The organism is Streptomyces sp. W16 (assembly GCF_033194735.1).
Taxonomy (GTDB): Bacteria; Actinomycetota; Actinomycetes; order Streptomycetales; family Streptomycetaceae; genus Streptomyces.
The window spans coordinates 1-1,551 of sequence record NZ_JAWOAI010001033.1 but is presented as its reverse complement, the minus strand read 5'-3'; the positions used below and the strand labels follow the sequence as shown (position 1 = coordinate 1,551).

The 1,551-nt window shown below is 71.3% G+C and carries 2 protein-coding genes; one reads left to right on the top strand and one right to left on the bottom strand.

Annotated features, from left to right (window positions below; translation table 11 throughout):
• Positions 1–810, top strand: an 810-nt coding sequence (locus R6V09_RS52785; RefSeq protein WP_317888501.1) for a 3-oxoacyl-ACP reductase, incomplete at its 5' end; no start/stop codon positions are given.
• Between the two features lie 72 nt (positions 811–882).
• Here R6V09_RS52785 and R6V09_RS52780 read toward each other — a convergent pair.
• Positions 883–1,014, bottom strand: coding sequence for a hypothetical protein (locus R6V09_RS52780; RefSeq protein ID WP_317888502.1), 132 nt, complete (start codon positions 1,012–1,014; stop codon positions 883–885).
• Between the last annotated feature and the right edge of the window lie 537 nt (positions 1,015–1,551).

Sequence of the window (1,551 nt, the reverse complement as noted above, 5' to 3'; positions counted from 1 at the left end):
GGCGAGGCCTCCGCGGGCCCCGCCGAACGGGTCGCCGCCGAGATCCGCGAGGCGGGCGGCCGGGCCGTCGCCCACACCGGGGACGTGGCCGACACCCAACAGGCGAGCGAGCTGGTCGAGTTGGCGATCGAGGAACTCGGCGGGCTCGACATCCTCGTCAACAACGCGGGCATCCTGCGCGACCGCATGGTCTTCTCCATGACGGAGGGCGAGTGGGACTCGGTGATCCGGGTCCACCTCAAGGGCCACTTCAACACGACCCACTTCGCGTCCGCGCACTGGCGCAGGCGGTCCAAGGAGACGGGCGCGCCGGTGTACGGGCGGATCGTGAACACCTCGTCCGAGGCGTTCCTCGCCGGTTCCGCGGGGCAGCCCAACTATGCGGCGGCGAAAGGCGGAATCGTCGGCCTGACCACCTCCACGGCCCTCGCGCTGGCCAAGTACGGCGTCACCGCGAACGCCATCTGCCCGCGCGCCCGCACCCGGATGACCGAGGACGTCTTCGCCGGTTTCCAGGAGCCCGACGACGGCCTCGACCCGCTCGCCCCCGAGCATGTCGCCCCGCTCGTCGGCTACTTGGCCTCACCCGCCGCCGCACGGATCAACGGACAGCTGCTCGTCGTCCACGGTGGCATGGTCGCGATCGTCGAACGCCCGCATGTGCAGGCCAAGTTCGACAGCAAGCAGGACACCTTCAGCTACGACGAGCTGGACGCCGTACTCACTCCGCACTACGCCCGGCGACCGGCGGGGGAGACGTTCGCGGCCGCCGAGGTGCTCGGGCTCAGGCGGGAGCCGGGCACGGCATGAGAAACGGCCCCGCCCGTCCGGGGACGAGCGGGGCCGTGTCGTGCGAAGTGACGCACGCCGTCTGACGTACCGTCAGGCGTTCGCGTACTCGGACTGCTCGGACGGCTTGCGGTGCCGGCCGTGGGTGGCCGAATCGCCGTCCTGTGCCGAGACCGGGCCCCGGTGCTTGCCGTGGCCGGAGGCGTCGTGAGTGTCGGCAGACATGTTCTGTGCGGTGCTCGTGTCGTTCATCGGAAACTTCACCCCGTAGTAACAAGATCCTTCATACAGCTCGGCGATCTTATCCAGCCGTTCCCGGGGTGAAGCGAGACGGCCTGCCGTCCGGAACGACTTCGTTACCGAGCCGCACCACTTTGTTACCCGACGGCCACCCGGCCGTTGAGTGGCGCTTCCCGCAACGGCACCGGACGCGGTGCGACCGGCACCGGAGGAACCGGTTCGGACGGTGGTGACGGCTCCGGCGCGGCCTCCCCAGGCGCACCCGCCGTCCCGTCCCGAACCGGATCCCCCGGGCGTGTTTCCCCCGTAGCCCCCGTAGCCCCCGTAGCCGCAGGGGCCCCCGCCCCCGGGCTCCCCGAGTCCCCCGTTCCCCCCGCCCCCCTGGGCACCGCCAACCGCAGCACACCGCACGGCTCGTCCCGTGTGGCGTACGGCAGTTGCAGCACCCCGTCCTCGCTCCACAGCCCGGCGCCCGCCAACCATCCCTCGGGCGCCGGGAGTTGGAGCAGCTGCCGGTCCGAG

Bases quoted from the DNA above. Each gene is read 5' to 3' on its own strand.
- R6V09_RS52780 (WP_317888502.1), bottom strand. From the start codon at position 1,014: ATGTCTGCCGACACTCACGACGCCTCCGGCCACGGCAAGCACCGGGGC.